The 23,172-nt window shown below is 57.7% G+C and carries 20 protein-coding genes; 13 read left to right on the forward strand and 7 right to left on the reverse strand.

All coding sequences use genetic code 11. From position 1 onward, the window contains the following. The first annotated feature begins 6 nt into the window (after positions 1-6). Together AC1EKG_RS02595 and guaA are read left to right on the forward strand one after the other, a co-directional pair. Entirely contained in the window at positions 7-1,017 is a 1,011-nt protein-coding gene (locus AC1EKG_RS02595) for a LacI family DNA-binding transcriptional regulator (RefSeq protein WP_004805623.1), read from the forward strand. Positions 1,018-1,065: 48 nt separating this feature from the next. Next, the gene (guaA, locus tag AC1EKG_RS02600; RefSeq protein WP_004805625.1) at positions 1,066-2,643 is read left to right on the forward strand and encodes a glutamine-hydrolyzing GMP synthase; all 1,578 of its coding nucleotides are present in this window, start codon (positions 1,066-1,068) and stop codon (positions 2,641-2,643) included. A gap of 50 nt (positions 2,644-2,693) precedes the next feature. Here the strand turns inward: guaA and AC1EKG_RS02605 are convergent, their stop codons facing one another. Beyond that, positions 2,694-3,860 (reverse strand): MFS transporter, encoded by a 1,167-nt coding sequence (locus AC1EKG_RS02605; RefSeq protein ID WP_004805626.1) that lies wholly within the window; start codon positions 3,858-3,860, stop codon positions 2,694-2,696. A gap of 114 nt (positions 3,861-3,974) precedes the next feature. On the opposite strand from AC1EKG_RS02605, the gene AC1EKG_RS02610 reads away from it, so the two are divergent. The 4 genes from AC1EKG_RS02610 (at position 3,975) to AC1EKG_RS02625 (ending at position 8,394) form a co-directional block, all read left to right on the forward strand. After that, the gene (locus AC1EKG_RS02610) at positions 3,975-4,856 is read left to right on the forward strand and encodes a LysR family transcriptional regulator (protein WP_081499156.1); all 882 of its coding nucleotides are present in this window, start codon (positions 3,975-3,977) and stop codon (positions 4,854-4,856) included. Between the two features lie 4 nt (positions 4,857-4,860). After that, positions 4,861-5,853 carry a TatD family hydrolase gene (locus AC1EKG_RS02615; RefSeq protein WP_004805630.1) on the forward strand — a complete coding sequence of 331 codons (993 nt, stop codon included), beginning with the start codon at positions 4,861-4,863 and terminating at the stop codon, positions 5,851-5,853. 129 nt (positions 5,854-5,982) lie between these two features. Beyond that, a complete protein-coding gene (locus AC1EKG_RS02620) occupies positions 5,983-7,146 on the forward strand; it encodes a transglycosylase family protein (RefSeq protein WP_481067722.1) in 1,164 nt (387 codons plus the stop codon). Between the two features lie 6 nt (positions 7,147-7,152). Next, entirely contained in the window at positions 7,153-8,394 is a 1,242-nt protein-coding gene (locus tag AC1EKG_RS02625) for an aggregation-promoting factor C-terminal-like domain-containing protein (RefSeq protein WP_004805634.1), read from the forward strand. On the opposite strand, the gene AC1EKG_RS02630 is transcribed toward AC1EKG_RS02625, so the two are convergent. Further along, positions 8,391-9,365, reverse strand: coding sequence for a polysaccharide biosynthesis protein (locus tag AC1EKG_RS02630; protein WP_196793448.1), 975 nt, complete (start codon positions 9,363-9,365; stop codon positions 8,391-8,393). The genes AC1EKG_RS02625 and AC1EKG_RS02630 overlap by 4 nt on opposite strands. Positions 9,366-9,423: 58 nt before the next feature. Between AC1EKG_RS02630 and AC1EKG_RS02635 the strand changes: the two genes are divergently transcribed. After that, positions 9,424-10,488: a DUF6270 domain-containing protein gene (locus tag AC1EKG_RS02635; protein ID WP_004805638.1), complete on the forward strand. Its 1,065-nt coding sequence runs from the start codon at positions 9,424-9,426 to the stop codon at positions 10,486-10,488. On the opposite strand, the gene AC1EKG_RS02640 is transcribed toward AC1EKG_RS02635, so the two are convergent. Continuing rightward, positions 10,462-11,742: a glycosyltransferase family 4 protein gene (locus AC1EKG_RS02640; RefSeq protein ID WP_004805640.1), complete on the reverse strand. Its 1,281-nt coding sequence runs from the start codon at positions 11,740-11,742 to the stop codon at positions 10,462-10,464. The two genes, AC1EKG_RS02635 and AC1EKG_RS02640, sit on opposite strands and share 27 nt — an antisense overlap. Positions 11,743-11,865: 123 nt before the next feature. On the opposite strand from AC1EKG_RS02640, the gene AC1EKG_RS02645 reads away from it, so the two are divergent. Beyond that, positions 11,866-12,846 carry an LCP family protein gene (locus AC1EKG_RS02645; RefSeq protein ID WP_004805643.1) on the forward strand — a complete coding sequence of 327 codons (981 nt, stop codon included), beginning with the start codon at positions 11,866-11,868 and terminating at the stop codon, positions 12,844-12,846. Next, positions 12,846-14,735 carry a glycosyltransferase family protein gene (locus tag AC1EKG_RS02650; RefSeq protein ID WP_004805644.1) on the forward strand — a complete coding sequence of 630 codons (1,890 nt, stop codon included), beginning with the start codon at positions 12,846-12,848 and terminating at the stop codon, positions 14,733-14,735. Before AC1EKG_RS02645 ends, AC1EKG_RS02650 begins: the two co-directional genes overlap by 1 nt. Here the strand turns inward: AC1EKG_RS02650 and wecB are convergent. Beyond that, positions 14,732-15,907, reverse strand: a complete 1,176-nt coding sequence (gene wecB, locus AC1EKG_RS02655; protein WP_070425048.1) for a non-hydrolyzing UDP-N-acetylglucosamine 2-epimerase — start codon at positions 15,905-15,907, stop codon at positions 14,732-14,734. The genes AC1EKG_RS02650 and wecB overlap by 4 nt on opposite strands. 118 nt (positions 15,908-16,025) lie before the next feature. Here wecB and AC1EKG_RS02660 point away from each other — a divergent pair, with 118 nt between their 5' ends. Genes AC1EKG_RS02660 through AC1EKG_RS02675 form a run of 4 tightly spaced genes read left to right on the forward strand, consistent with a single transcriptional unit; the run spans position 16,026 to position 20,110 of the window. Then, positions 16,026-16,856: a nucleotide sugar dehydrogenase gene (locus AC1EKG_RS02660; protein WP_481067724.1), complete on the forward strand. Its 831-nt coding sequence runs from the start codon at positions 16,026-16,028 to the stop codon at positions 16,854-16,856. After that, positions 16,825-17,256 (forward strand): UDP binding domain-containing protein, encoded by a 432-nt coding sequence (locus AC1EKG_RS02665; RefSeq protein WP_004805650.1) that lies wholly within the window; start codon positions 16,825-16,827, stop codon positions 17,254-17,256. Before AC1EKG_RS02660 ends, AC1EKG_RS02665 begins: the two co-directional genes overlap by 32 nt. 2 nt (positions 17,257-17,258) lie before the next feature. Continuing rightward, positions 17,259-17,924, forward strand: a complete 666-nt coding sequence (locus AC1EKG_RS02670) for a hypothetical protein (protein WP_004805651.1) — start codon at positions 17,259-17,261, stop codon at positions 17,922-17,924. Then, complete coding sequence (locus AC1EKG_RS02675) at positions 17,921-20,110, forward strand: glycosyltransferase (protein ID WP_004805653.1); 2,190 nt, start codon at positions 17,921-17,923, stop codon at positions 20,108-20,110. The genes AC1EKG_RS02670 and AC1EKG_RS02675 overlap by 4 nt, the downstream gene beginning before the upstream one ends. On the opposite strand, the gene AC1EKG_RS02680 is transcribed toward AC1EKG_RS02675, so the two are convergent. Genes AC1EKG_RS02680 through AC1EKG_RS02690 form a run of 3 tightly spaced genes read right to left on the reverse strand, consistent with a single transcriptional unit; the run spans position 20,107 to position 23,125 of the window. Beyond that, positions 20,107-21,273, reverse strand: coding sequence for a hypothetical protein (locus AC1EKG_RS02680; RefSeq protein WP_481067726.1), 1,167 nt, complete (start codon positions 21,271-21,273; stop codon positions 20,107-20,109). The genes AC1EKG_RS02675 and AC1EKG_RS02680 overlap by 4 nt on opposite strands. A 54-nt stretch (positions 21,274-21,327) precedes the next feature. Then, positions 21,328-22,236 carry an ABC transporter ATP-binding protein gene (locus AC1EKG_RS02685; protein WP_004805657.1) on the reverse strand — a complete coding sequence of 303 codons (909 nt, stop codon included), beginning with the start codon at positions 22,234-22,236 and terminating at the stop codon, positions 21,328-21,330. Beyond that, positions 22,220-23,125, reverse strand: a complete 906-nt coding sequence (locus AC1EKG_RS02690; RefSeq protein WP_004805659.1) for an ABC transporter permease — start codon at positions 23,123-23,125, stop codon at positions 22,220-22,222. Before AC1EKG_RS02690 ends, AC1EKG_RS02685 begins: the two co-directional genes overlap by 17 nt. Between the last annotated feature and the right edge of the window lie 47 nt (positions 23,126-23,172).

Genomic DNA, 23,172 nt, shown 5'->3' on the forward strand with positions numbered 1-23,172 from the left:
GGACCTATGCAGCCCACCCAACAAGATGTTGCCGACCTGGCAGGTGTTTCTAGACAGTTAGTGTCCCTAGTAGTGCGCGGGGATAAGCATGTCTCGCCGACAAAACGCCGGGCGGTACAAGAGGCTATGGCTAGCTTGGGATACCGTCCTAATGCGGCGGCAAGGGCATTGGTGGAGCGCCGCACCCGCACTATTGGGCTAGTAACCCCTGGATTTTCAAACCCCTTCTTTGGCGATCTTGCCGATGCGATCAGGGTGGCAGCCTCTGAACGGAACTTGACGCCCCTGATCGGTTCTTCGGCCTCGGTACTTGAAGTAGAACGGTCGGTAATTGATCGTTTTATAGAGATGGGAGTAGATGGGCTGATCCTAACTGGCTCTTTGCTTTCCCCGGAGACGATCGCCAAGATCGGCGAGCAGGTGCCTGTCTGCATGCTCAATCGGCCCCCTGCTAAAGGAGTAGTGGATGCGGTCTTGTGCGACGACGCGCGCGGGCAGCAGCTGGCTACCGAACACGCGGTCGAGGCGGGCTACAAGCACATTGTGTTCCTTGAGGACGAGGATGCCGACATTCCGCAGACTTCCGCCCACCGCAGGCAGACTGGGTTCTTGGCGGCAATGGAGGCCATGGGGCGGGCCGACGAAGCTGTCACAATCACCGTGACGGGCCGGGTCTCGGAAGCGGTCTTGCAGGCCTTCGACATTTTCAATTCCACCGATGTGGCGTTTATCTGTCACAACGACCAGATTGCGTTCGAGGCGGCTGTCGAGATCATGTCTCGCGGCATGTCCCTGGGGGTAGACGTGGGGGTCACGGGCTACGACAACACGGCGTTGGCTTCGTTTTATTCTCTGGAGCTGACCTCTATTGATCAGGGCTTGGCGCGGATGGCGCGCGGTGCGGTTGCAATGATCGAATCGCGCCAGCACGGGCACCACGAGGCCGGGAGGACCCAGATGATTGACCCTACGCTGGTCACTCGCCGCTCCACTCGGCGGCGGGTATGGAAAAAGTAACGATATAGCAATGGTGCACTTGGGGGCCTGCCAAGCTACGATGTACCTGTGACTTCAAGTATTACCGAACGCCCCGTCCTGGTGGTTGATTTTGGTGCGCAGTACGCCCAGCTGATCGCTCGGCGCGTGCGCGAGGCTCGCGTCTATTCCGAAATCGTGCCACACACGATGGCTGCCCAGCAGATGCTGGATAAGAATCCTGCAGCGATCATTCTTTCTGGTGGCCCCTCCTCGGTTTATGCCGAGGGCGCGCCCAGTATTGATCCTGAAATTTTCAGCGCCGGAGTTCCCGTCTTGGGAATTTGCTATGGCTTCCAGACAATGGCCGCGAAACTTGGCGGCAAGGTTGGCAAGACCGGCACCCGCGAATACGGTCACACCGAGGTAAACCTGCAGGCCGGTGGTGGTCTGCTACTTTCAGATACCCCGGAAAAGCAGGCGGTGTGGATGAGCCATGGCGATGCGGTCCAGCAGGCTCCCGAAGGATTTATCGTCACCGCGTCCACTGCCGAGACGCCGGTAGCCGCTTTTGAGGACAAGGAACGCGGCTTGTACGGCGTGCAGTGGCACCCCGAAGTGCACCACAGCGAATTCGGGCAGAAGGCGCTGGAACACTTCCTCTACGAGGGTGCTGGCCTGAAGGGGGATTGGACGTCTGATTCCATCATCGATACCCAGGTGCAGAAGATCCGCGAACAGGTGGGCGATGCCCAGGTTATTTGTGGCCTGTCTGGTGGGGTGGACTCCTCGGTGGCCGCCGCTCTCGTCCATAAGGCGATTGGCGACCAGTTGACCTGTATCTTTGTTGACCACGGGCTGCTGCGTGCAGGCGAGCGGGAACAGGTCGAAACTGACTACGCCGCTTCTACCGGCATCAAGATCGTTACCGTTGACGAGTCGGAACGGTTCCTAACGGCCCTGGAAGGGGTGTCGGATCCGGAAACGAAGCGCAAGATCATCGGCCGCGAATTCATTCGTTCCTTCGAAGCTGCCCAGCTAGACCTGGTGCGGCAGGCAGGTGCCGAGGGCACCCAGATCAAGTTCTTGGTACAGGGCACCCTGTACCCGGACGTGGTTGAATCTGGCGGAGGCGAAGGTGCGGCCAATATCAAGTCCCACCACAACGTCGGGGGGCTACCCGAGGACCTGGACTTCGAACTGATTGAGCCGCTGCGTACCCTGTTCAAAGACGAGGTGCGGCAGATCGGGTTGGCCCTTGGGGTACCCGAGAACATTGTGTGGCGTCAGCCCTTCCCTGGGCCCGGCCTAGGTATCCGCATCATTGGCGAGGTCACCCGCGATCGTCTGGAAATTCTGCGGGCCGCTGACCTGATCGCCCGCGAGGAACTGACCAAGGCAGGGCTAGACCGCGAGATTTGGCAGTGCCCGGTGGTGCTGTTGGCAGACGTGCATTCGGTGGGCGTGCAGGGTGATGGCCGTACTTACGGGCATCCGATCGTGCTCCGCCCGGTCTCTTCCGAGGATGCGATGACTGCTGATTGGACTCGGTTGCCATACGACGTGCTGGCACGCATCAGCACGCGCATCACTAATACTGTTCCCGAGGTTAACCGCGTGGTCTTGGATTGCACTTCCAAGCCACCGGGAACCATCGAGTGGGAGTAAACAAAATGCCCTGCCGGCTGGCAGGGCATTTTTGTATCCGCTTTATGCAACTAGATTTTCTTCGTCCTCTTGCACAGTAGGTAGGCGAGCAGGGCCAACGCGGCAATGGCGGTCACTGCCCAGTACAGGCCGCGGTATCCAAAGGCGGGCACCATCCAGCCCAGTACTAGGGGGCACACGCCGATCGCGGCATCCATGAACACGAAGTAGGTCGAGTTTGCTACGTCTAGGTGTCCCTTGGGCGAGTTCTTGATTGCTAATGCCAACCCGGCTGGCTGGGTAGCGCCGATGCCGGCACCTAGTAGGGCAGCAGAAAGGAGCAGGGTGAAGGAGTTGGAAGCAAAGGCGAGTACTGCCAGTGCGACCGCTACGGCGGCGTAGCCGGGGACCATGACTACCGTGTCTCCGCGTTCGTCGAAGAGCCTGCCAGTAAAAGGCCTGATGATAAACATGACCACTGCGTAAACGATGAAGAAGGCGCCGGCGGCCTTCACTAGGTCCAGCTCGGTGGCGTAGGAATTCAGATAAGTCAGAACTGTGCCGTAGCCGAAGTAGATCAGGGCCGTGACCAGCGAGATGGGTAGTGCGCCCGGTTCAATGAAGGTGGATAGCGAAATTTTCTTCTTCGGTTCTTCTATGTGTTCTGCCAGCTTCGGTTCGGCCCCCATGGCAAAGGCGAACAGGAGCGCTGCGGCAGAGATGCCGGCGCAAATCAAAAACAGTGTCTGGAAGCTGAGGAGGTTCATCGAAGCGGTGCCGATGAAGGGGCCGATTGCCGAACCGACGGTGATCGACAGCATGAAGTAGCCGATACCTTCGCCGTGGTGGGCAATGGGAATCCTAGAGGTAACTAGCGAGGTGATAGCTGTCTGCGAGATCCCGTAGGCAAAGCCATGCAGGGCGCGCAGGACCAGCAGAGTTGGTAAGGAATTGGATACTAGGTAGGCCAGGCACAGTGCCACGATCAGGGCGAGGCCGGAAAGCATTGTGCGTCTGCGTCCCAGCGCTTTCATAACTATTGGGCTGAGGAAGCGGGCTACCAGGGCGCCAAGAATGAATACGGAGGCTGCGAAGCCTGCGCTCGAGATGGAGGCGCCGTAGGAGTCTTTGGCGAAGGTAGTAATTGTAACGATTAGTACGTAGTACTGGATGTAGACGAAGAAGTTGGCGAAGGTGCCAGCTAGAAAATGTTTGCTAAATATTTTTGCGTCAGTCACTGGGGTCCCATCTTGATATTTGCGGTCTAATCGTGCCTTACGCGGCAGTTATAATGGAAGAGCTAATCTGGCTAAGCGGTTATAACAAAATGTCACAACAAGTGGTTTGGAGACGTGGTGGTAGCGGATTCTACGAAGTATCTAGCGTTTCTTGCTGCAGCCGAGGGCGGCTCGCTGTCTGCGGCGGGACAGGAACTTGGCTACACTCCTTCGGGAGTGATTCGCCTGGTCAACTCCCTAGAGAGCGAGCTGGGGCTAACCTTGCTCAAGCGTTCTGCCAGGGGAGTGCGCCCCACCAGCGAGGGGCAGCGGCTGCTTCCATTGGCACGCCAAATTGTAAGCGCGCACGCCCGGGCGGCACAGCTTGCTGGGCGATTAAAAGGCGTTGACGAGGGCAAGCTCACAGTGGGAACGAAGCATTCGATGGCCGCGATCTGGCTGCCGCACATCGCTGTGGCGTTCCGCAAGAAGCATCCGAATGTGGACATGCGCGTTGAAGAGGGCGGCACCTCGCAGATACTGAATCTGTTGGAAGAGGGGCGAGTAGATTGTGCCCTCCTTACTTCCAAGGCCCCCGGTTATAACTGGTTGCCGCTGCAAAAAGTGGCGCTGGTGGCCTGGCTGCCGCCGCAGCACCCCTATGCGGATGCGGCGAAGGTGCCCGTGCAGGCCTTTGCCGGGGCTCCGTTCGTGCGCACGCACCTAGAGACGATGATGGATTCGGACCGCTACCTGCACGCCCACAAGGTGACTCCTGATGTGAAGCTGACTTCGGCCGATTCTTTTACTACCTATGCCATGGTCGAGGCCGGTCTGGGCGCCTCGTTAAATGTGGAGCCGATGACCCGGTCGTGGACGGGCAATGTGGCAGTGGTGCCGGTAGACCCGCCCTACTCGCTCGAATTTGGGGTGGCGTATGCCGACGAGGGCCTCTCGCCGGCGGCAGCCGAGTTTATCGCCCTCGCCAAAGATTTGAAGAAGCGTTGGTTAGGATAGGCCCATGGGTAAATCTAGGCGTAAGCGAGGCTGGGCGGCCGCTCCACTGCCGCTGCCGGGCAAGGTCATTGACAATCACACGCACCTTCCGCTGCACGAGGGCGAGATTCCTTGCGTAGAGCAGAAGCGCATCCTGCGCGAGGAGCAGGTGCGCCTTGCTCACCAGGTTGGGGTTGCCGGGATGATTACCTCCGGATGTGAGCTGCCCGAGTTGGAACCAACCGTGGCGTTGCTCGAGGACGGGCAGTGGGCTGCCCTTGCGATTCACCCCAATGAAGCACCGCTACATGCCGGCTTTGTAGAGAAGTCTCCCGATGGGCTTACCCATGAGACGGAGGAGCGTCACAAGGTGCCCCTAGAAGATGCCATTGCAAAGGTGGCCGACCTGGCTAGGGATCCGAAAGTGGTGGCGATTGGCGAGACGGGACTCGACTACTTCCGTACCTCGCAGGCGGGTAAGGAATACCAACTTCGTTCCTTTAGGGAGCACATCGCCCTCGCCAAGGAACTGAACCTGCCGCTGCAGATTCACGACCGCGAGGCCCACGAGGACACTATTGCGACGCTGCTCTCGCAAGGAGCTCCCGAAAAAACCGTATTCCACTGCTACAGCGGCGATGCCGAGATGGCGAAAGTGCTTGCAGACAACGGTTGGTATGCCTCTTTTAGCGGCACCCTCACCTATCCGGCAAATAAGCATCTGCGCGAATCCTTGCTGGCATTGCCGCGTGAGCTGGTCCTGGTCGAGACGGACGCGCCCTACCTCACTGCCCAGGCCCACCGCGGCCAGCCCAACGCGTCTTATCTGATGCCCTTCACCGTGCGGCGAATTGCAGCGCTATGGGCAATTGCAGACGGGGTGGCGCCGACGGATGATGACGATGCTCTGGGGAAGGCGATGGAGAAGTCCGCCGAGGTGTTGCCGGACTATTTGGCGCAAACCTGCGCGAAGTTAGCCGGTACAACCAGCGAAGTTTATTCGGTTTCTGTGGACTAAAAGCCCAGGTGGAAACCCTGTAGAGGGCGGGATCACGCTAGCAGTTATTAGATTCACGTAGACGTAATGTCACGAAATGGTTACGATCGTATACGTTCGATAAACTTTTGTCGTCGATCTAAGGAACCTATGACTGACTCCAAACTCTTCAAGCGTGCAGCTGCTAGCGCGGCGGTAGCTTCTCTGGCCGTTGTCGGTACTGCTGCTACGGCAGTAGCGGTGGGCCACAAGCAGGTATCGGTAGCAGTAGACGGGGTAACTCGTCCTGTGTCCACCTGGGGGAGCAACGTCCACGAAGTGCTGGCAGACGCGGGAGTGCAGGTAGGCAGTGCCGATGCAGTCAGCCCTGCTCGGCCGAGCCAGGTTGCAAACGGCACTCAGATTCAGGTGCGCCGGGCCAAGAACTTCACTGTAGATAAAGGGCAAGGCCGTCAGCAGGTAAAGTCGGCGGCTAGCTCTATCGCGCAGGTGTCGGCAGATCAGTCCAATGGTGCTGTCAGCGCCAAGCGTCCTTCCAATACCTCTGAGCCGCTGCCCGTTTCTGCCCAGGACACTCGCGTCAGTATCCAGGATGGACACGCCAAGAAGCAGGTGGCTGTCAAGGCCGGCCAGACTGTTGACCAGGTGCTTGCGGCCGCCAAGGTGAAGGTGTCTCCGCTAGATAAGACTCAGGTCAAGGCTGGCGAGGACGGTCCGACCATTACCGTCACTCGCGTCAAGCGGGGTACCGTGGCCGAGGACAAGGTAACTAAGAAGCACACGATCAAGAAGGTCGAAGATCCGAACCTGCCGAAGGGCGAAACGAAGGTGGCCCAGGAAGGCAAGGACGAGGTCACTCAGAAAACTACCTACCGGATCACCGAAAACGGCAAGGTTGTACACGAAACTCCGCTAGGTAAAAAGAAGACTCAGGAAATGGTCGAAGAGGTGGTGCACGTCGGCACCAAGGAAAAGCCTGCTAAAGACAAGACCGAAGATACTGATGAGGGCACCGATTCCGATTCGAAGGACCAGGAATCTTCTGCTCGTCCGGGTAGGGGCACCGGTTCCGCTCCCGCTGGAGTATGGGCACAGCTAGCTCAGTGTGAATCCGGCGGTAACCCGGCTACTAACACCGGAAATGGCTTCTACGGGCTGTACCAGTTCACCGCACAGACGTGGCAGGCTATGGGTGGAAGCGGACTTCCCTCCGATGCTTCTGCCGCGGAACAGACTATGAGGGCGCAGAAACTACAGCAGCAGGCTGGCTGGGGACAGTGGCCCGGCTGCGCCGCATCCTTGGGATTAAGGTAGGAAAAATTGGGTAAGCACGCCGCGAAGGCTTCACGGTCCGAGGTATTCTTTGGCAAATCAGCCCCCTCGGTACGCACTCCCGCGCTGGTAGCATCTGCTGCCGCCCTCGCTATGATCGCGACGGCAGGGACTGCTGTAGCCTCCAGCTACCGCAACGTCTACGTGTCTGTCGACGGAGTGAAACGCCCAGTGGCGATGTATTCCCAATCCGTAACCGATGCTTTGCGCGTGGCGGGGGTAAAGACATCCCGCTACGACAAGGTGAGTCCCGCCAGGGGAGCATCTTTGGGCGAGGGCGAGATCGTTTCTGTAACCTCGGCCCGCCCGGTTTCGTACTCTCGCGCTGCGGACCCGACGCCGAAGCAGGCGATGGTGGCTGCGCCCTCGACAGGGGATGCGGCGAAGGCACTGGCGGCCACCGACAAAAAGGTGCGGGTGGCAGTATCGCGTTCTTCCGAGAGCGCTAAAGCGATGCCGCTAGTATCTGAAGAACAGGCAGTGACCATTGCCGTGGACGGGCAAACTAAAGCGGTCGAGGCTCCTTCTGGGGCGGATGCTTCCGCGGTCTTGGAACAGGCCGGGGTCAAGGTGTCCCCGCTAGACCAGGTGCAGGCCGAATACGCAGACGGCAAGGTCACTATTGCGGTCACGCGGGTAGAGCGTGGCACTCGCGTCGAAAATAAGGCGATCGACTTCCAGACTGAAGAAAAGCCCGACCCCGAAGCCTACGTGGGCACGAAGAAAGTTGTGCAGAAGGGGAAGAAGGGCAACATTGCCACTTCGATCTACTTCGAAAAGCACAATGGCAAGGAAGTTCATTCCGCCAAGCTGGCAGAAGAAAAGACTGCCGATCCGGTGAAGGAAATCGTGCAGGTAGGCACCAAGCCAGCACCTGAAGGTGTGGACGAGGACGTGCTGAAGCGCGCGGGAGAGGGGCAGGCTACCCCCGAAGACGCGCAGCGTATCGCCGCTTCAATGGTTGCTGAGCGAGGCTGGGGTGCAGATCAGACCGCCTGCCTCATTAACCTTTGGAACAAGGAATCGCACTGGGACGTCAATGCCGAAAATGCGTCCTCGGGCGCATACGGTATTCCGCAGTCGCTGCCCGGTTCTAAGATGGCTGCTGCTGGCGAAGACTGGCAGACTAACCCGGCAACCCAGATCAAGTGGGGGCTTGGTTATATTGCCGGGCGCTACGGTAACCCGTGCGGGGCGTGGAGCCACTCCCAGGCAGTGAACTGGTACTAAAGATCCGCCGGAGCTAGCGCAGGCACGGCCAGTGCGCTCAGTTGCTTAGTAGGCCCGGCGGTGGGGTGTTCGTCGGGTCCAAACAGGGATTCGGAAAGTTTTTCGCCCTCGCGTAACCCGGTGTACTCAACCGGCACCGAACGGCCCAGGTAATCCATAAGTTTTTGGGCCAAAGTCAACACTGGGACCTGCTTGCCCATATCCATCACTAGCACTTGCCCGTTGCGGCCTCGCCCTCCGGCTTCAAGCATTAGGTTGCAGGCCTGTGGCAGGGACATGAAGAAGCGTTCTACTTTTGGATCGGTGATTGTAACCGGGCCACCTTGCATGATCTGGTAGTACAGCGAATGCACTACCGAACCTCGGGAGGCAAGAAGGTTGCCAAAACGCACCGACGCGTAGGCTTTTCCTTTGCCGTAGTGTGCAGTGAGTCGTTCCGCTAGCTGCTTTGAGCAGCCTAGCGCGGAGGTGGGCTGGGCCGCCTTGTCAGTCGAGATGTTTACGAATCGTTCGGCCCCTTGCGCCGCCTCCAGCACGTTGGCGGTGCCCAGCGTGTTCGTTTTGTAGGCTTCGGCCGGGAATTTTTGCAGTAGGGGAAGGTGTTTGAGGGCGGCGGCGTGAAAGACGACTTGAGGGCGGTGCGCGGCAAATACCTGGTGGAGTGCCTCCCTGTCGCGGATGGAACAAAGGGCCAGCTCGTCGCTGGTAAGGAGGGCTCGCCCGTGCAGGGCCAGTTGCAGTGAATGCAGGGCAGATTCGTCCCTGTCTAGCATCACCAATTCGGCCAGGGGCAGCGGCGCTAGCTGGCGAACTAGTTCGGCGCCGATCGATCCGCCGGCCCCGGTCACCAGTACTCTTTTGCCGCACAAATAAGAGGTATCTGCCCTCTTTGCTGCCGCGCGCCCGGTCATTTCGGTAAGCTGGTTATTCAACCAGGTCTTAACTTCATCGGGCAGCGGCAGTTGGTGCATAGCACCGATCATACCCAATGGGTGTCTGCCTGTAGCCACGGAAAGCTTGGAGGGTGAATTGCAGCTGGCTAACTTTTTGGGGGCGCACCCGCGTGCCCTCAGCCTGCATAACACCGTCTACGCCCCCAAAACGGGGCTGGGCCCCTTCAGCTACCTGTGCTCGCGGCTGCAAGCCAGCGTCCGGGTGAACGAGGCCGGCGAAGGCATAGTAAGTGGGCAGTTACTGGTCCCCGATAGCCAGCGCGTCTTCCTGACAGTACCTGCCGGGAAAGAAATGGCGCTGCTACCTGCCGCAGAGTCCACGTTTACTGCCAAGTTTTCGTGCCCAGACAAGGCCGGCCACAACGTGCAGGTGACCTTTGTGAACAAGGGAGGGCGGGCGCCCTCGTTCCTGCGCCTGGACGGGCAGAACCAGAAGGTTGATGTGTTCGGTTCGTGCGTAAGTCGGGACGCCTTTGAATACTCGGGAGCCCTATCGCTGGGTAACTATTACGCCCGCTCGTCCGTCGCGTCCGCCTTCGACCTGGAACCTAGCGGACTGGCGGGCACAGACCTGGCGGCCAACCCGTCGCAATTTCAGCGGCGCGTGGCACACGATGACTTGGCGCGTTCCGCGGCGGGGGTGCTCGCCAATTCGCATGCTGCCTGCCTGCTTGTAGATTTTGTAGACGAACGCTTTCCCCTGCTCAAAGGCGAGGGCGGATACTTTACGTATTCGAATGAACTGCAACGGGCCGGCCTCGATGCGGCCAAATACGACCGAGTGAATTGGGATTCCAAGAGGTACTGGGCGGCATTTGAACCGGCCTGGAAACGGCTTGTCGCGGCTGCCCCAGGCGGTAAAGTCATTGTAAATCGCGCCTATTGGGCTACCACGGACTCTGCCGGGAAAAACCTTGCGAATGGAAAAACGATCCGGTGGGCAAATTCTGTGCTAAGACGCACCTACGCCCGGGTAAGACGGCTGACGCCCTCGGTGCAATTCATTGACTACGATGCCTCCATGCTGGTGGCTGATCCGGAGCACAAGTGGGGGCGGGGACCCTACCACTATGTACCCGAATTCTATAGGCAGCTCAACCGCTCGCTACGGCGTCTACTTGCGCTTCCGCCAACGCTTTAGAAGGTAAGTGTTGTTGTTCACGGCATGGTCGACGGCGCGCAGATAACTCCGTGCTTGCGCCATGGGAGAAGCGTGCTCGGCAATCCACTTGCGACCAGCCCCATCCACCTGCAGACGGTGCGGATGGTGTAATAGATCGCGCCAGAGGGCGGCCAGTGCTTGCGGATCGTTGGCGGGGGCTGCCGCCCCGGCGCTCGCGGCGGTAACGATCGCTGCTGGTTCACCATCTGCGCTGACAGTTAGGTGAATGCCGCGGTGAAGTCCGTCGAAGAGCTTCGAGGGGATGGTGGTGCGCAGGGGGTTCCAGTCTCGTAGAGTTACTAGTGCCGTGTGTGCCCATTCGAAGTGCTTTCCCAGTTCTTCGCGGGAAATTCTGCGAACGAATTCTACGGGCAGGTTCGCCTGTTTGGCTCTGCGTCGCAGAGTGGGGAGGTGGGCGCCGCCGCCAATAAGACGCAGGCGGACGTTTTCGCCTTGGCGTTGCAGGATTCGCAGCGCGTCGAGGGCGGTTCCTAGCCCCTGGGCGCGACCAATGTTTCCCGCATACAGTACGTGCAGCTCGTCGTCGGGTAGGTTGGTGTTCTGCAGTACCTGTGTGGGCAGGTCGAGCGTGTTGTAGACGACTAGTACTTTGGCTTTGGTGCGGGAGGCGAGCCGGTTGCCGTATTCGGCTGACGTGACCGTAATGGCGCCGGCGCCTTTGATGCACCATCCCATTGCTAGCTTGGTGATTTCGCCGAGCGCGGTCATTACTTTGGCGCGCAGTTTTGCCGCCACAGTCGTGGGGGTGTTTCCTTCCCCCAAGTAGTCCAGTAGGTCGGGCCAGGCATCGCGCAGGTCTATGAGTGTGGGGATTTTGAAGAGGTCGGCCAGGAGGCGTTGCACGAAGAGGTTGGGAATGGGAGGGGCGGTGGAGATTAGCAGGTCATAGTGGTTTTTGCGGCAGAGGCCGAGCGCTATTTTCAATGCCGACGCTAGGAATACTGCCTGGTCGGCGATCCGTGAGGGCAACGAGAAGTCGTGTTCGCGAAATGCGCTCCGGTAAATGCGGTAGTGGGCGCTCACCTGTTCAAAAGCGTGGGGTTGGTGTGCTGGAGCCGAAGAAAGGAGCTTGCCCCCGGGGTAGTGGGGCGGGGAAGCCACCACTGTGACGTCGTGACCCGCCTCTAGAAGGGTCTGGGTTAGTTTGTTGGCACGCCTTTGCGAGATCCCTTCTTCGGGATCCCAGAGTTGAGAAAGAACTAAGATTTGCATTGGCGATCTGATCGATGGGGCGGGGGAATAACTACCTTTACGAGTGTATCTAATGCAGTCCGAATTACTATATTCTGGACGCAAGTATACGGTTGCTAGGCGCAAGCCGAAACAGGAGGGACTATGCCAACTTCGCATGGGGTAAACACTTCGAAGCCTCACCGGATCCTAAGGGTGCTGGCGGTGGTGGCACTGGTCATCCTTCTTGCATGCGTGGGCCTATTTTTCTGGCTGTCTCACTCGGTTACCGGGAATATGCAACATGTGAAGGTAAAGGCCCCCTCTATTTCGAAGTCTGCAGCCGAGGGCGCTACTAACTTCTTAGTGCTGGGCTCTGACGTGCGCCTGGACGCTTCGAATCAGGACAGCTGGGCGCTGGGGGGAGCGCGGACCGATGCGATGATGCTGGTGCAGTTCTCGCGCCGGCATAACACGGTCACGGTGATGTCAATACCGCGTGACTCCTGGGTGGATATTCCGGGCCACGGCAAGGCCAAAATCAATGCGGCCTTTGCCTACGGGGGGCCGTCGCTGGCCATTGATACGGTGCAGCGGCTGACGGGCGTGCCTATCGACCATTTCGCTATCGTGAACTTTCAAACCTTCTCGGCCCTGACCGATGCCCTGGGTACGGTAACTATCGAAACTACTCAGGGGCCCCAGCAGATGAATGGCGAAGAGGCGCTTGCTTTTGTGCGGGAACGCAAGTCTTTGCCGGGCGGTGACTTTGACCGGGTGAAGCGGCAGCAGGCGTGGATGAGGGCGATCATGTCTGGCATTTTCTCCGAGGACGTGCTCTCTTCGCCCTCGAAATCGCTGCAACTAATCCAAACAGCATCTAAAGATATGACGGTAGACGAAGGGCTTGGCACCACGGAACTGCTCTCGCTGGCGAAGGATGCCAGGGGCGTTCGCCCTAAGAACGTCACCTTCATTACGGCTCCATTTACCGGTACTGGGATGTCCGAGGACGGGCAATCTATAGTCAATCTAGACATGGAGGCGCTGGAGCCGCTGACCAAGGCGTGGGCTCAAGACCGGCTTCCGGATTATCTGAAAAATGCTGGAGCGGGGATTCCTGCCCTCTCCAAGAGGGTGAACTAATGGCTCTCAGCGAGTTTAGAAAAGAACTTTGGCACCTGCGTCACGGCGGGATTGCTCAGCTGAAGGAACACCGGCTCCGCCAACGCGCTATCAACATAAAGCCGGCTCCCAAGAGCGCTCCTAGTGACAAGAGCGCTGGTGGGAAAGCAGTGAGCTTTGGTTCCTGGCCTATCCCTACCCCTGAGGCAGCGCGCCACCAGGTAACTGCGGCGGTAATCCTAGACGAGTTTTCCGATCTGGCCCTGCGTTTTGAATGGAACCAGATCCCAGTCAGCCCCGGCGGCTTCCGCGAGCAGCTGGAAGGGAAGAAGATTGACTTGCTGTTTGTCGAATCTGCCTGGCACGGCAATTCGGACAAATGGCGCTTCATGGTTGTGGGCCCCAAGACCCCCACTAGCAGGCTGAAGGAACTGGTTTCCTACTGCAAGGAGCGGTCCATTCCAACAGTGTTCTGGAATAAAGAGGACCCGGCCCACTACCACGAGGCCATCGCTACTGCTCGCCTCTTTGACTACGTCTTCACTACCGACCAGACCCTGCTAGAGCAATACCGGGCCGATCTTGGCCACGAGCGTGTTGGAGTGCTGCCCTTTGCCGCTCAACCGTCAGTGCATAACCCAATCCGGTTGTCCTCAGGGGGAAAGGTACCACCGCGGCGCGATGTTGCCTTTGCCGGCATGTATTTTGCCCACAAGTTCCCGGAACGGCGGGCCCAGATGGGGATGCTGCTGGGGGCCGCCGACGAAGTATCCCCGCGGATGAGCAAGGGGCTCGACATCTTCAGCCGCTACCTGGGCGGAGACCCCCGCTACCAGTTTCCAACCCCGCTGGACAAGCGCGTAGTCGGCTCTCTTGCCTACCCGCAGATGCTTACCGCCTATCGCGGTTATAAGGCGTTTTTGAACGTCAACTCGGTAGTGACCTCGCCCTCCATGTGTGCGCGAAGAATCTTCGAAATATCGGCCTGTGGCACCCCAATCGTTTCTGCACCCTCGCCCGCCATCGACAACTTTTTCACCCCAGACGAGGTTGTGCAGGTAGGCAACTCGCAAGAGGCAGGATACGCGTTGCGGGCACTAGTAGGTAACGAGGAGCTGCGCTCGCGGATGACGCACTTGGCGCAGCGGCGCATTTGGCAGGAACACACCTATGCGCACCGGGTAAACCAAGTGCTGCAAACAATTGGGCTCGAGGGCGCCCAGTGGCATCTGCCCACTGTGACTCCGATGATATCGACGAATAGGCCGGAGCAGGTGGCACACGTGCTTTACTACCTACATGCGCAGGTTGGGGTCGAAATGGCCCCGGTCATCCTGGCCCATGGGTTTACCCCGTCTCGAACAGAGGTAGCGAGGGCCAAAGAATTAGGGTTGGACGTGACTTGGCTGTACGCTCCCGCCACCGAGTCCCTGGGGCAGTGCTACAACCGTATCCTTCAGGTAGCCCAGGGCGATTGGGTGGCGAAGATGGATGATGACGATCTGTATTCGCCCTACTACCTTTTAGAACAGTTAGCTGCTACCGATTACTCTGGGGCGGACCTGGTGGGCAAACATGCGCACTACATGTATCTGGCCTCTAAAGACGTAACGGTGTTGCGGTTTACGCCGTGGGAACATCGCTTTACCAGCTTCGTGTCCGGTCCGACGATCGTCGGACGGCGTGATCTGCTCCAGGAAGTGGGCTTTGTCGACCGCACCACGGGCGAAGATAGTGCCCTGCTCAAGGATGTGAGCGCCAGCGGCGGCAAGATCTTCTCTACCTCCCGTTTTGGCTTTGTGCAGATGCGCGGTTCGCAAAAACATACCTGGGCGGTGTCAGACTTTGAGGTGCTGGCCAACTCTAGGCTGAGCCACTACGGGCGGCCAAACAAAACCGAGCTGCCCTAATCCTTCTTTAGCTCTACTGTGGTTGGCCCTTCTTCGACCTCGGGGATGGGCTTCTTCAGCAGCTTGCGAATAGCCATTAGCGAGAGGGAAGCGGCGTTGCCATCGCCGAAGGGGTTCTTCGCCTGGGCCATTTCCTCGTATTTTTCTGGATGCTCTACCAGGCGCATGACCTCGCGGACGATGTTTTTGGTATCCGTGCCGATCAGCCGCACGGTGCCAGATTGGACCGCTTCCGGGCGCTCAGTGTTTTCGCGTAGAACTAGCACGGGTTTGCCGAGGGCGGGAGCCTCTTCTTGGACGCCGCCGGAGTCCGACAGGATGATCCGGGCCCGCTGTTGCATATGAGAGAACTCGTTGTAGTTGAGCGGGTCGCAGATAAATACGTTCTGGTCATCCTTTAGGTGTGGGCCAATTGTTGCGCGCACAGTCGGATTGGCGTGCGCCGGGAAGACGATCTGCCAGTTGGGGAGTAGCCCGGCTAGCTGGTGAACAGCCCGGCCTACGTGATCCATGGGCTTGCCCCAGTTTTCCCTTCGGTGGCAGGTAAGTAACAGCACGGGAGCATCAGATTCGTAGATACGTTGCAGCTCCGGCTCGCCAAAGGAAACGGGCTTTTTCAGAACGTGGAACAGGGCGTCAATTACCGTGTTCCCCACGACGGCAACGGTGTCTGGATTGACGTCCTCGCGCAGCAAATTGTTGCGCGAAACCTCGGTGGGGGCCAGGTTGAGCGAGGACACCTGCGTCGTGATTTTCCTGTTGGCCTCTTCGGGAAATGGCGAGAACATGTCGCCAGAACGCAGCCCGGCCTCTAAGTGGATGACGGGGATTTGCATGTTGAAGGAGGCTAGGGCCGCAATTGCCACCGTGGTGGTATCTCCCTGCACCAACACCGCATCAGGCTCGGCCTCGGCCAAAATGGGGCTTAGTCGTTTGAAGATCTTTGCCGACAGCTTGTTTAGCGACTGCCCCTTTTCAAACGCCCTCAGGTCGTAGTCCGGTTCGATCTCGAACAGCCTGTTCACTGCATCCAACATTTCTTTGTGTTGGCCCGTAGAAACAGTGATTGCTTTAAAATCTGGGGAAGTGCGCAGTATGCGAATGATGGGGGCAACTTTGATGGCTTCGGGCCTTGTCCCGTAAACCACCAGAATGCGGTGTTTCCTAGGCATTTGTGTTCTTTCCGAGGGACGCCAAGTCCAAATTATACTAACATGTACGACAGGAACGTATGTGCTTGTTCTCCTTAGATGCATATTTGGATGAAGTCGTGGTACGGAAGGTAGAAGTATGCGCGAGCAAGGGTCTCTTGCGGTAATTGGACTTGGATATATCGGGCTGCCCACAGCAGTTGTTTTGGCTCAAAATGGCTGGAAGGTAACGGGCGTAGATGTTTCCGACCGTACTCTCGAATTCGTAAATGCGGGCAGGCTGCCCTTCGTTGAAGAGGGGTTAGAGAGCGCGCTAAAAGAGGTAGTTGATTCCGATGCCTTGGTGGCGCAGAAGGAAACTCCGGCCTCGGATGTATACATCATTTCCGTCCCCACCCCGTTCAAGGGAGACCACGAAGCAGACCTGTCATACATCGACGCCGCCATCGACAAGATTATTCCGCAGTTGCAGGGCGACGAACTGGTGGTACTGGAATCTACTTCGCCGCCGCTGACTACCGAGCGTATGGCAGAGCGGGTTTTCGCTGCTCGCCCCGACCTGAAGCGCGAGGGCGAAGGGCATGTCATGTTTGCCCATGCCCCGGAACGAGTTTTGCCAGGGCGCATCATGATCGAGATGACGGCCAACGATCGCATTATCGGTGGGCTCACTCCCGAAGCAACGCAGAGGGCGAAGGAAGTCTACGACACGTTCTGCGCTGGGCACGTTCACACTACCGATGCGAAGACGGCGGAACTTGCCAAGCTGGTAGAGAACTCTTTTAGGGATGTAAACATTGCCTTTGCTAACGAGCTCTCGCTTATTGCTCAGGACTTGGGCATTGACGTGTGGGAGCTAATCGAACTGGCAAACAAGCACCCGCGGGTCAACATTTTGCGGCCTGGCCCCGGCGTGGGGGGGGGGACACTGCATTGCGGTGGATCCGTGGTTCATCGTGTCGGCCGATAGGAAGAACTCGCGGTTGATCAATACTGCCCGCCAGGTCAATGATGCGAAACCCAAGTGGGTGCTAAGCCAGGTGCGTGCCGCTCTGGAAGGGAAGCAGGCGCCTAAGGTGGCCATCCTAGGGCTAGCCTTCAAGCCGAATATTGACGATCTGCGTGAATCGCCGGCGCTTCGCATTGCGACGGAGCTAATAGAGGGCGGCAAAGGACAGTTCGATGTTTACGAACCGAATATCGCAGAACTGCCAGACATCCTCTGCGGCAAGGGGGCAACACTCAAGGACACTGCCAATCCTGGCAGGGGGTATGACCTAGTCCTAGTGCTGGTTGGACATGACCAGTTCACCCCGGAATTCTTGTCCGGGCTGCAGGCAGACCAGACCTTCAACTACATCGGTAAGTAATTATGGGCAAGAGCATTGTGGCGTCGGACAAGGACACGACCGTTATGCTGGAGCAGCTGCCGGTTCCGCAATTGGCGCAGTTGCACCTGCCGGCGGGGGCGCGCATCGCTCTGTTGGGGCAGGACGAGCTACCAGAATCTTCCCCAGAATCCCAAGTCATCTTGGTTTCTTCGGATCCGGCTTCTATTCCCCAACTGGCGGAGTGGACTCAGGGCGGCGGCGCGGGTTTCGTGTTGCTACGAAAGCCGGTCGAGCTGCGCAACCGGTGGCTAGTGGCATGGATGCAACTGCTGCAAGAAAGCGGCGTATGTGGCTACGAACCGGTGGGGGACGGATGGCTCTTTAGGATCGGAACAAAGACGGATTCCGATGCCATAAACGAATGGGCAAAAGACGCGTTCTTGCAGGCTAGTGGCGGTGAGGAAGTAGCCAAGCCAGAATCTTCGGGCAGCTACTTGGGCCTGCTCAAGTACGTTCGCCACCATCGCAATGTTCCTGTAGCTGCCAGTTCGGTCGAGGGGGACGCTGAACAAACCGGTCACCTGGTGGCAAAGATAAAGAACCTGCAGAATGAAAATGACAGGATAAAAGCCCGCTATAGGGCACTGGCCAACTCGAAACTCGGATCGCTCACTCTGAAGTGGTGGGAGCGCGGAGGACACAAGTGAAAGACGAACACCTATCCGAGGAACTTCGCCAGATCCTACTGGACGATGAGCAACTAGATCGGGAAATAAAGCGGGTAGAGGACGCTCTGGCAGGTGCAGAGCAAAAGGCCCTAGAGCAGGTGGTCCAGGAGGCACAGTGCCTCGTAAGTGTTATTGTGCCAGCATTTCGGTCGGCCGCGACCTTGAAACGAACGCTGCAGTCGCTGGCAGTGCAGTCCATGGTGAACAACCTCTACGAGGTGGTGGTGGTTCTAAACGGTCCCGACGATGGCATGGTGCAGCTACTTGAGGCTTTGACTCAGCAGCCGCAGTATTCCAACCTGCGGTGGGTACGAGCGGCGCGGACGGGCGCCGGACACGCGCGAAATATTGGGCTGTCGCTGGCCCGAGGCGAATTTGTCACCTTCGTCGACGCGGACGATTCGGTACAACCGCGTTTTCTGGAACAGTTGGTAGAAGAGGTTGGCCCCGGAATTATCCCGGTTGCCCCGATCTTGAACTACCAGGGATCCGAATTAGTCGAGGAAAATGCCCTTGCAGAGAGGATTTTGCAGAATGCCGGCAAGTCCGTCCCGGTCGATTCGGTGCCGTGGATGCTCGGCTTCAATGCGTGCAAGCTGGTTCCGATCGAATTGGCCCGCCAGGTTTGCTACAGGGAAGACCTGACTTCTGGCGAGGACGTCGTCTACTTTGCCACCGCCTTAGCGGGTAAGAAACTGCATTTCCATTTCCCAACCCAGGAAGATTGCGCGTACCGCCGTTACATTACGGCAGAATCCGTGTCCAGGCAGCAGAGTTCATACGAGTTCAACGTGGAAGACCGACTCGATTGCGTCGCCGCGTTGCAAGAGGTGAAGGACCGGGATAACCAGGGTGCCCTCGATTCTCTTATCAGCTCCCAATATGGTTTTGCGGTGCGTTACCTGCAAGAACATCCGGCCTTAGCCCCCAAGCTGGAGGGGGATCTGGCGGCTCGCTCCCTGTTCGATTTTCCCTGGCAGACGGTCAACAAGGGCAAGGCAACCAACCTGGTATTTGCCTACTGCTTCTCGCCATTTTCGGATACGTCCGCAACCGTGGCTGCGAAGGTCGTTGCCGATATGGGCCGCATCTCGGACGTGATCAGCAATGACATGGCCAAACTGCGTCATAAGGATCTCTCCTTGAACACCATCTCGGATCGGTGGATAGCAAATAGGTATGTAGTCACCGCTCCCGTGTCGTTTTCCGGATGGGATCCGACGGTGTCCTTTGCGCGGCAGGGCGTAGCGGTGGCAGAGCGGGCCGCAGCTGCCGGCGAAGGATACGAAACCATGTATTCGAGGGCGCTCTGGGCGGCCTCGCACGTGGCTGCCTTCCTGTATAAGCGCAGGCATCCTCAAGTGCGCTGGAGCGCAGAGTTTTCTGATCCGCTGCGCCGGGATGTTACCGGAAACCTGCGCGTAGGTGCTTTCGGCAAGGATGACCTATCGGACATGATGCTTCGCTACCTAAAGAAGCATGGCACCGAATTGATGGTGGAAGATTCCTACTTCGAGCTCATTGAACTTACTACGTTCCTTGCTGCAGACGAGCTGATCTTCACCAATGACAACCAGCTCGAATACATGCTCATGGATTACCCGCCGCAGCTGCAACAGTTGGTGCGGGCCAAGGCCAAAGTCTGGCACCATCCCACGCCGCCTGCTACCGCCTACGATGCAGTACCAGCCAGGTACCAGATGCCTGAGGGCGATATAAACATCGCCTACTTTGGTGCTTTTTATAAGAACCGCGGCCTAGACGATGTCTTTGTAGCCCTGCGAAACCTCTCGCGGGAAGAGCAACGGAAGGTTCGCTTCCACGTGTTCTGCAACAAGCCCAAAGAGGTCAGCGAACTGGTAACCGCCTACGGTATCGACCTGGTTACCTACGTAAACGGTTACCTGCCGTACCTGGAATTTCTAAATGTGTGTAAAGGCTGCGACGTGCTTTTGCTAAATGATGCCATCTGCCTGGACACTATGCCAATAAACCCGTTCTTGCCGTCCAAGTATGCCGACTACCTGGGCGCCGGGCGCGATATTTGGGCCCTAGTAGAACGTGGTTCGGCTTTAGATAAGGCGCAGGTTACCTACAAGGCGGAGGCAGGCAACTCGGCAGATATCTTGCACCAGCTGAAGCGGATTATAAGCCAAAAAGGCTAACGGCCATACTTTTGGAGTAGTTCCAAAGTACGGTGGTATTCCTGCCAATCTTTCTGGGTGTACGGCAAGGTGCCAAAGCTAGCTAGGCGCGCAATCAGACCTGCCCTGAATTGGGCAGGTACTTTTTGCAGGAAATTGGAATTGTAACGTTCGAAGAAAGTCAGATCGGCTCCCTCGATAAAGTCGTTGACTTCGTCGGGCATCTGCGAAACAAAAATGTCTCGTACCTGTGCTCCCAATTTCTTCTGCATGTAAAAAGACAAAAGGTGCGAAACGAATGACGTCCCAAACGGGAGTCGATGCTGCGGGTATGGCTTCCTGGGCTCTGTAGCTTGCAGCGGCAATCCCGTGAAAAGTTCAGCCAGCTTCAACAGCACCCATTTGCGGTAGAGCTTTTCAGTTCCCGGTTCAGCCAGTGATTTTAAGGAATCGTCCAGCAGGTCGGGAATAGTCTGGGCAGCAATGATGGCGCTGCCCACCTCTGTAATGCCGAGGGCGGGGTTATACCAATCCAGTCCTAAGAATTCGAAAACGGGGAAATTGGTGGTGTCCATGTCTGGGCCCGCCGAGAGCATATTTTGCGGGCTGGCTTCCAAGATCGACCCGAACGAGAGAACATCTAGACCCAGAGTAGGGGAGGCCAAGATAGCGCCCAGGGCCATAAATGCCCAACTATGGCGGTGGAACTTTTCGGTAACCAAGTTGGTTCGTACCGTGAGCGTGGGAAAGTTATCAAAGAAGACGGCTTCGCGGGCAAACCTACCCCCGAAATCCAGCGAAATAAGAATGGTCTTGTCTGGGTCGAGCAGTTCCTTGGCAGCTATGGAATCAAAGCCCCCAGAGAAACTGAGGCCAATATTTCCGCACTTAGCATTGGGAACCTCGCTGGTAATAGAGTGGGCCGCTGAGCCGACAGACAGCTGGCATTGGCAAAATTGGCTAAGGAAGTCGACACACTGGGCAGGCAGAGCATGGTCGACGCTCATCTGGTCGAAAGACTGCCCCGAAATAATAGCTAGCGTTGCGGTGAGCGTCTTTGCGGTGATGACTATTGGGCGCGAGAATTCGAAGAAACAGCGAAAATTATTTTCTTCGCTACGCACGTCAAAGCTAAGACGAGTGTTATTCGTTAGTTCAAAGTTAGCGTACGAAACTGCGACCATGGCGTCCTCGATTCAAAAATCAATCTGTAGACAGAAGCATTGCACGAACCGGTCCTAGGCGCCATGGCGCCTAATAGTCCCTTCCATATGGGAAAGCTCCACCAAATCTGGTTCCTCGAACTGCTCGAGCGTTTCGGCAAAAATCTGCTGTGCCTGTTCGTGCTGATTCTTAGCCAACAGCCACGACCATTTGCGGTAGTTACGCGCCACCGTGTAGGCATCCCCGTCCTGGATCACGCGCCCCTTATGAAGCCAGATTGCTCTGGTGCACATCTCTTCTACCGTCTGCGCGGCATGAGAAACCAAGAACATCGTGCCCGCGTTTTGGCGCATCTTAGTCATGGCGTCCTCGGAACGTTCCCGAAAAGCGGCATCGCCGGTGTTGAGCGCCTCATCTATCAGCAAGATATCCGGCCGGGAGGCAGTTGCAATAGCAAAACGCAGCCTAGAGCCCATACCGGAAGAATAAGTACGCATAGGACGGTAAAGAGCGTCTCCAATATCGGCAAGTGCCGCCACTCGGGGGATTGCCTCCTGCACCTGCGCCGGCTCCATGCCCATGGCCAAACACCCCAGTTTTATATTCCGGTACCCGGACAGATCCGGGCTAAGTGCCGCCGACACTCCCAACAAAACGGGTTGCGAAGAAGCCTTTACCACTCCGGAATTTGGGGTCTCCACGCCAGCAATAATGCGGAGCAAAGTGGATTTACCCGAGCCGTTTAGCCCTACCAATCCCACTGCTTCGCCGGACCGGACGGCGAAAGAAACGTCCCTAAGTGCATGCACTTCGCGGCGCGGATTGCGCCCGAGCACCCGCATTAGCGCCCTCGTGGGAAGCGAATGCCGCCGCCGAGCACGGTCGTCATTTACCTCGCTCTTGTAGGTAACAGAAATGTTGTTCACCAGCACTGATATGGAACCAAGTGGAACCTCCACCCCGGTCTTAACGTTCTCGGCCATATTCGACCTCCCGCTGCCAGAAGAAAACAAAACCAAAGACGAACACGCCGATGCTCCACGCCGCAATGGTGCCGAACAACGACAGCGCAGGCACTCTGCCGTACAGCAGGCACTCGCGGTAGGCGGTAAGGAATTGGTATGCAGGATTCCACTCCATCAGTGTCACGGCGATCGGGATGTGCTCGAAGCGCTTGACCGAGAAGAAAATGCCCGACCCGTAAAACCAGAACCGCGACAGTAGGTTGATCAGCGCTCCCAGGTCAGGCACCATGTGGCAGAGTTTGCCGCCGATCAGAATGAGGCCGGTGCAAAACAGCTGTTGCAGGGCAAGCAGGGGAATTAGGAAGAACCACGTGGGCCCTACGGCCGCCGTGCCGTACCCAATAGCTAGACAGATCAACAACGTGGCAATAGTGGGGAGGGAATCGACGAAGTTGCGCACGGCCAACGAGAACGCCAGCGCCGCCCTCGGAAAAGCGAATGCGCGAATTAGGTTTCGTCCGCCACGGATCAGGTTCGACCCGCCGTTGAGCGCGGAAGTGAAGAACGCGAAGAAGATAACGCCAATGGCAAGATAACCGACGAAACGCGGTACGCCTCGCGAAGTCTTTAAGAGGAGGCCGAACATCAGCCCGTAAATGCCAATGTCCAGCAGGGGATGCAAGATCAACCAGGCATGCCCCAAAAGCATGTTCTTAGACTTGCCGAAAGCCCTTGCCCGAGCGTTCTGCCAGATGAAGTGGCGCCGCCCCCACAGCTGGCTGATGTAAGTGCGCAGGGGCGGCCTGCCTACCACCGGTTTCAAGTTCCAGTCGGCCAGATAAGTGATGCCGTATGGGGAAGTATCGATCGTTATTTCCGAAAGCCAACTGTTCAAATCCTCGTTCACGCCACTGGCGCCTCCTACACTGCGAGGGCGGGTAGGAGGGTTGGCAA

It is taken from the genome of Winkia sp. C0117E2 (assembly GCF_056590455.1).